At 67.2% G+C, this 6,513-nt stretch carries 6 protein-coding genes; 4 read left to right on the top strand and 2 right to left on the bottom strand.

Translation table 11 applies throughout. The annotated features are described in order from the left end of the window. Positions 1–132: 132 nt before the first annotated feature. Together J0695_RS01270 and panD are read right to left on the bottom strand one after the other, a co-directional pair. Positions 133–471 (bottom strand): GNAT family N-acetyltransferase, encoded by a 339-nt coding sequence (locus J0695_RS01270; RefSeq protein WP_206959266.1) that lies wholly within the window; start codon positions 469–471, stop codon positions 133–135. A 19-nt stretch (positions 472–490) separates the two neighbouring features. Next, positions 491–916, bottom strand: a complete 426-nt coding sequence (panD, locus tag J0695_RS01265) for an aspartate 1-decarboxylase (protein WP_206959265.1) — start codon at positions 914–916, stop codon at positions 491–493. A 950-nt stretch (positions 917–1,866) separates the two neighbouring features. Here panD and J0695_RS01260 point away from each other — a divergent pair. The 4 genes from J0695_RS01260 to J0695_RS01245 all read left to right on the top strand — a co-directional run bounded on the left by J0695_RS01260 (position 1,867) and on the right by J0695_RS01245 (position 6,137). Continuing rightward, positions 1,867–2,583: an ANTAR domain-containing protein gene (locus J0695_RS01260; RefSeq protein WP_206959258.1), complete on the top strand. Its 717-nt coding sequence runs from the start codon at positions 1,867–1,869 to the stop codon at positions 2,581–2,583. 5 nt (positions 2,584–2,588) lie between these two features. Continuing rightward, positions 2,589–3,335, top strand: a complete 747-nt coding sequence (locus tag J0695_RS01255) for a GAF and ANTAR domain-containing protein (RefSeq protein ID WP_206959257.1) — start codon at positions 2,589–2,591, stop codon at positions 3,333–3,335. An 80-nt stretch (positions 3,336–3,415) separates the two neighbouring features. After that, positions 3,416–4,270: an anti-sigma factor antagonist gene (locus J0695_RS01250; RefSeq protein WP_206959256.1), complete on the top strand. Its 855-nt coding sequence runs from the start codon at positions 3,416–3,418 to the stop codon at positions 4,268–4,270. Positions 4,271–5,585: 1,315 nt separating this feature from the next. Continuing rightward, on the top strand, positions 5,586–6,137 hold the full coding sequence (locus tag J0695_RS01245; RefSeq protein WP_206959249.1) for a ferritin-like domain-containing protein: 552 nt from the start codon (positions 5,586–5,588) through the stop codon (positions 6,135–6,137). Positions 6,138–6,513: the final 376 nt, after the last annotated feature.

Here is a 6,513-nt window from a genome sequence, read left to right as displayed (position 1 = left end):
GGGTCGGGGTACGGCTGCGTCACGGTGGACACCTCCACAGGGCTGGCGGACGCATTTCGTCCACTCTCTCCCTCCGCGCCTGCCCGCGCCTCCCGGGTCAAACCGCCGAAGCCGGTCCCGCGACCACCCGGCTCACCAGGTGCGCGGGTCCGAAGCCAGCTGCGCCTTCGCCGCCTGTACGAGCTCGGGCGGTGCGGCCGGAGCCTCGTCCGGGTGACGCTCGGCCCATTTGGCGGCGTACGGGCAGAGCGGCACGACGGCGAGGCCATCCCGGACCGCCATCGCGTAGAACTCCCGTACCAGCGAGCTGGCCACACCCTTGCCCTCGTGGGCCGGTTCGACGACCGTGTGGACGGCGACGAGCGCGGACGGGTCCCCGTCCAGCACGAAGTAGGAGATGTGGCCGACGCCCCGGCCGTCTTCGTACGCTTCGATGCGGCCGTGCGGCCGGTCGTCCCGGATCTCCGTCATCGGACGGTGTCCCTCCTGGTCAGGCCCCCGCCACCACGGCGTGCGGGCTGCGTTCCTGGTCGGTACCGGGCACCGGAGCGGATGCGTCGGCACCGAGCGCGACGATACGGTTGTCCGCGTCGACGTGCACGATGCTGGGCTTCAGGGTGCGCGCCTCGACGTCGTCGACCTGGGCGTAGCTGATGAGGATCACCAGGTCGCCGGGGTGCACGAGGTGGGCCGCTGCACCGTTGATGCCGATGACGCCGGAGCCGCGCTCGCCCTCGATGACGTACGTCTCCAGCCGGGCACCGTTGTCGATGTCAACGATATGGACCAGTTCGCCGGGCAGCAGGTCGGCGGCTTCCATCAACTCGGCATCGACGGTGACCGAGCCGACATAGTGCAGGTCGGCCTGAGTCACCGTGGCGCGATGAATCTTGGACTTGAAAATTGTACGCATCATCGAGGTACTCCTGGACATAGGCTCCCTGCCTGCGTTTTTGCAGGTCAAGTGCTGTTCCCTCACTCTACAACGAGTCGCATGTTCGGGCAGTATTCCCCAGGTTTTTCAGGACTCATGCTGACCACTTGCTGACTTCCCTGACGGGTCACCAGGTTGAGGCGGGAGGATTCCGCTCGCCCTCCCGAACCCCATCGCGACGACTACCCAAGCCTACGCAGCACCCCTTCTCGGTCATCTGTGATCGCCATCACTCCGACGACCTGACAGCGGCTCCAATGGCTGTCCATGACCACATGGAAGGCCCTCCTGGGCATCGCAGGGGGCTCGATGCAGCGCGGCAACCCAGCAGCGAATCGCGGGTCGGCAAAGTCGGCGATTCTCACGACCATGGCCACGATCCGACCTTCAAGGACTGTCCACATTTCGGGGCACCCCCCCGGACCAAGGCCGCGTGAGCCAGCCTAGCCCCGCTCTTGCCGCCCGGACAGTTCGACTGCACTGCGTACTGCTCGCTGACCTGAGGGGTGTCGGCGGTCCGCAGCGCCTGCTGATGAGGCGTGAAGGCGCCCTGTTCTGGGAAGTGGCCAAGGGGTTACGCTGTGTCTGCGTCCCAGTCCCCGGCGTGGTCGGCACGACGATGCGGATGCCTGCGGGACACCGGGCTCACCCGGCCGTTCCGGCGTATCTCACCAGGGCCACCACGGAACAACTGCCGCTTGGGCATGTTTCCGTCGTCCCTCCGGCACGATCCTGTACCTACAGCGTGTCAGCTGACGAGGCCGGAGCGTTCCGGACCCCGCACAGCAGCGCGTGATCCGAGGCGCTATGCCCACCCAGCCGTTCCCGTTCGCCTGCCGTTGTGAGCACAGAGACGCTTCGGTGACCTCGCTCGTAGGGATCCGCTGTGCCGTCGGCCTGCCCCGAGGGCGAGCCAGGTGATCAGCGAAAGCATGACCAAAGTGCTCTGTTTCCTGGAGGAGGACGACTCCGCCGGGGGCGTCGACGCGGCGGCTGCGGCAGGAGCGGCGGCCCTGGACGTCAGCGGTCTTGCGGTGTCACTGACGGCGACAGAATCGGGGCTGGAGCCGGTGGCCTGCTCCAGCGACACGGCGCGCAGCTTCGAGGACGCCCAGTTCACGCTGGGCGAGGGGCCGGGGGTGAACGCCGCACGCACCGGCACCGTCGTCTGCGTGGGCGACCTGACCAATGAACGCCCCGACCGCTGGCCGCTGTTGCTGCGGGAGCTGATGGGACTGCGGGTGCGATCGGTGTTCTGCTTCCCGATGGCCCTCGGTGCGATCCGTATCGGAGTGCTCAGCGCCACCCGGCACACTGCCAGCCGGTTCACGCCGGAGCAGATGGACGATTCGCTGGCCCTGGCCGCCGCACTGACCACCCGCTACCTCGCCACCATGGACGAGGTCCCGGATCACGCCGACGCCCTGGACTTCCCCGAGAGCCTTGAGCATGCCGTGATCCATCAGGCCACCGGCATGGTCAGCGTCCAGCTCGAACTGCCGCTCTCTCAGGCGCTGCTGCGCCTGCGCGCCCACGCCTACAGTACCGGCCGCCCCATCACCGACATGGCCCACGACATCGTGAACAGGCGGCTTCGGCTGTCTCCCACCGGCGACAGCACGCCGCCTTCCCTGCCAGTCAAGGACTGATCGCCATGCCCCGCGAACAGCTGCTCTCCAAGGTCTTTCTCGAAGTCGCCGATTCCCTCGTCGCCGATTTCGACGTGCTGGAGTTCCTTCAGCAATTCGCCGAGCACTGCACCGAGCTCCTCGACGTGGCGGCGGCCGGCATCCTGCTCGGTGACGAGAAAGGCCACCTCCAACTCCTGGCCGCGTCCGACGAACACACCCGGCTCCTGGAGGTCTTCGCCTCGCAGTCCGGGCAGGGACCCTGCGTCGACTGCTACCTCAGTGGCCGGCCCCGTATTCACATCGACCTCACCGACCCCGACGTGACCCTGCCCTGGCCGCAGTTCACCACCGGCGCGCGCGCCATTGGCTTCACCGTCGTCAACGCCTTCCCACTGCGCCTGCGCGAGCGCGTCATCGGAGCTCTCGGCCTGTTCCAGACCCAACCGGGCCACCTCAGCGACGAGGACGTCCTTCTCGCCCAGGCCCTCGCGGACATGGCCACCATCGGCATCCTCCAACAGCGCACCCTCGCCCACAACGAGGTGGAACGCTCCCAGCTCCAGTACGCCCTGACCAGCCGCATCATCCTGGAACAGGTCAAAGGCATCCTCGCCGAGCGCTGGCAAGTCTCCGTCGACGAGGCATTCAACGTCCTGCGCGCCTACGCACGCGCTCACAACCAGCGCCTCACCCAACTCGCCCTGGCCATCACCACCGGGACCTTCGACACCGACCAGATCCCCCACACCGCGCCCTCGCCCACCTTGTGACGGCGACACGATCCTGGCATACGGCCTGTCCGACGGCGCATCGGTGTTGACGCGGTCGCAGGCCACAGAACCGAGGTCCCATGCAGTCCTTCCGACCCCTGACCGTCGACCTCTGCCACGAGCAGGACGACGTATGGCTGACCCTCACCGGCGAGCTCGACCTGAGCGCCGCCCCACTGCTCGCGGCATCGATCGAGTACTGCCTCCACGCCCCGGTGAACGGCCTCGCCCTCGACCTCGGTGCCGTGAGTTTCTGCGACTGCACCGGACTCAGCACCCTGCTCGTCGCCGCGCGACGGGCCGGTGCCGCTGGAATGGCCTTCCGAGTTCACCGGCCCTCGCCCATGGTCCTGCGCATGTTCGTCGTGACCGGGAGCGTCTCCGCTCTCCTCGGGCCGTCACTGAATCAAAGAACCGTCCACAGCTTCGCTCCTCCAGCCGAGCGGCCGATGGCGTACGGCCGCGAGTTGAGCAGCGGCCCTGGCGGACGGTCCCCCGCGGAGACGGGTGTGGAGGGCGACAGCGCGCGGCTGCGGGCCGAGAACGATCAGCTGCAGGAAGCACTGCGCAGCCGTACCGCGATCGACCAGAGTCTCGGCATACTCACGGTCCGGGCGTCCTGCTCGATCGAGGAGAGCTGGCCACTGCTGGTGGAGATCTCGCAACACAGCAACATCAAATTGCGTGTGGTAGCAGCTGCCCTCGTGGACGTCACCCGGGGCATCCCACTGCCCGCAGCAATCGGGCACGCGACCAACCAGGCCCTCAAGCAACGCAAGGGCTCGGTCCAACCGATGCCGACAGGGCGGAAAACCACTCCGCGGAGGCGAACGGCGCCCGGGCTGACGGTCCCAACCACAGGCGCCTACATCTCCACAGCGCTGCCGGATGCAGTACCCGGGTCACCCGCCACGACCCCTTCAAACTCGAACTGAGGCAGTGGGTGTCTCCCGCCCAGTCCTTTGCTCGTGGCAGGTGCGGAAGTATCCGTCACCTGCTGCGACAGACCTTCCCATGCCGCCCCGGAACTGCCCTGAACCTGGCTTCCAGGATTTTCGAAGGCGCTGATCGGCTCGGGGATCCGGGCACGGGGAGTGGCTCTCGGCGCCAGGCTGTTGGTGGGTCGGGCGAAGCGCGGCGGAGGAATGCCAGGGTCAGGCACGCGGTGGCCGCCGCTGCGACCGTGCAGCCGACCGACTCGACGGCGATGCGCGGCAGTCGGCGTCCGGCGGTCCACCAGCTTGGCGGCGCCCATCAGTGGCAGACTCCGCCGCGGGAACCCACCACCAGGACGAGAACATCACCGCCGACGCCGTCAGGACCGCCAGCCCCACGGCGACCAGGACCGGCATCGGTCCATACGAAATGAGACGCGGCGAAGGGCCACGCCGCTTGCTCTCCTCCGGGCCGGAGGAGGCGCGGCCGGTTTCGCCTTGTGCGGTCACCATCAGCCTCCAAAAGCGACGGACCGATCACGAGAGACAAGCAGTTGGAGGGCTGCGTCACGCAGGGTCAGCGCCTGCGCATGACCATGACGACGAGCACAATGATCACAATGAGGACTACCGTTCCGATGCCTATGTACATTTCAAGCCTCTCTTCTGTTGCCCCGTATCTGCCAACCAGGTCGGCGAGCGCCGGCCCAGCTGGTCACGCCCGCTCGTTCCACCGCGTACCCCGCCCACCGGCATGAAACGGCGCGTACCCCGGTCATCCTGTGCCCCGCACGAAGCAGATCCTCACTGGCCTCTTCCCTGGCCTCGGTGGTGAGGGGTTGAGTCGGCTCAGTCGGTCACCGAAGCCGCGTTGCGCGCGGACGTGTACGGGCCCGAGGTACTGACAGGACGCCTGCGCACCGTCTGCCCGGAAGAGGCCGGTGCCCCGGCCCTCGCCGCCAGGAGTGGAGCGGGTCGACGAGGGTGAGGTCGAGCCAGACGCGGATCTGGCCGGGGCCGTGGCCAGGTGTTGGGGTGCAGGACGGCCGCGATGCAGTACTCGTCGGCGGAGAGTTCGGCGGTGAGGCGGGGGCAGTGCGGCGAGGACATCCTGAGTGCCGCCGCCGCCGAAGAGGGATGAGGGGCTCCCCAACGCCCCGCCAGGTGCAGGCCCATGGGTGTGATGGGGACGAACGAGGGAAGCCGGTTGTACGGACCGGTCAAGCCCAATCACGCAGCCAACAGGCGGGCATGTACTGAGGCGCCACGGGCGGACTGATGACGACGGCGCAGCAATCGACGAGGAGGACGTGCAGTGGCTGACTTTCTGACCGACATCAAGACTCTCCGGGAGCGGGCTCGGAGGGAGATCGGTAAGGGCCCGGTAACCGATGCGTACGGTGCGGATCTTCCCCGGGTTATCCAGATCCTCAATGAGGCTCTGGCCACCGAGATCGTCTGCACTTTGCGTTACAAGCGCCACTACTTCACCGCTACCGGCATGTACTCGGAGCCGGTGGCGGCGGAGTTTCTCGAACACGCGCGGGAGGAGCAGGAGCACGCGGACAAGCTTGCCACGCGGATCGTGCAGTTGGGGGGTGAGCCTGACTTCGACCCCGACACCCTTACCAGTCGTTCCCATGCCGAGTACGACGCGAGCGCCGGCCTGGCCAAGATGGTAGAAGAGGACCTGGTGGCCGAACGGGTCGCCATCGCTTCCTACACGGAGATCGTGCAGTGGCTGGGCGACCGTGACCCCACTACACGACGCGTATTCGAGGACCTTCTGGCGCAGGAGGAAGAACACGCCGACGACTTGCGGGGGCTGTTGGAGCAACTGCCTGCCGAACGGCAGGAGGAGAGCTGACCGGTAACTAATTGGCTCTCCATATCAAGGTCACTCGGCGCATATGAGACTGCATGCGAGGTTGAGTAACCGTCCCGCTACGACGAACGAGACGCGGGCCACGGACGTGTCCCCGCCTTGAGCGAGGCCACCGTCCGAGCCCTTGATTCGCTCGGTGGCGCCACAGGGCTGGACCCGCCGGTCGGTCCGCTGAAGTCCGGCATCCAACACCCTCTGTCGGGGCGTCTTCGCGACGACTCGGCAACACCCCTGCTCAGGCAGCCGGTTCGTAGAGCCTGCGGAGTCCTTCCGCTTCCCGCCGTGACCACGCGACCTGCGTCTTCTCGCCCGCCTGATGCAATTCCCGAGGGTAGCGGCGCCTCGAATGCAAACCACG

Source organism: Streptomyces beijiangensis, from assembly GCF_017315755.1.
GTDB lineage: Bacteria > Actinomycetota > Actinomycetes > Streptomycetales > Streptomycetaceae > Streptomyces > Streptomyces beijiangensis.
The sequence above is the reverse complement of the archived record's forward strand: the minus strand, read 5'-3'. Positions and strand labels throughout refer to the sequence as shown.

Bases quoted from the DNA above. Each gene is read 5' to 3' on its own strand.
- J0695_RS01270 (WP_206959266.1), bottom strand. From the start codon at position 471: ATGACGGAGATCCGGGACGACCGGCCGCACGGCCGCATCGAAGCGTAC.
- panD (WP_206959265.1), bottom strand. From the start codon at position 916: ATGATGCGTACAATTTTCAAGTCCAAGATTCATCGCGCCACGGTGACT.
- J0695_RS01260 (WP_206959258.1), top strand. From the start codon at position 1,867: ATGACCAAAGTGCTCTGTTTCCTGGAGGAGGACGACTCCGCCGGGGGC.
- J0695_RS01255 (WP_206959257.1), top strand. From the start codon at position 2,589: ATGCCCCGCGAACAGCTGCTCTCCAAGGTCTTTCTCGAAGTCGCCGAT.
- J0695_RS01250 (WP_206959256.1), top strand. From the start codon at position 3,416: ATGCAGTCCTTCCGACCCCTGACCGTCGACCTCTGCCACGAGCAGGAC.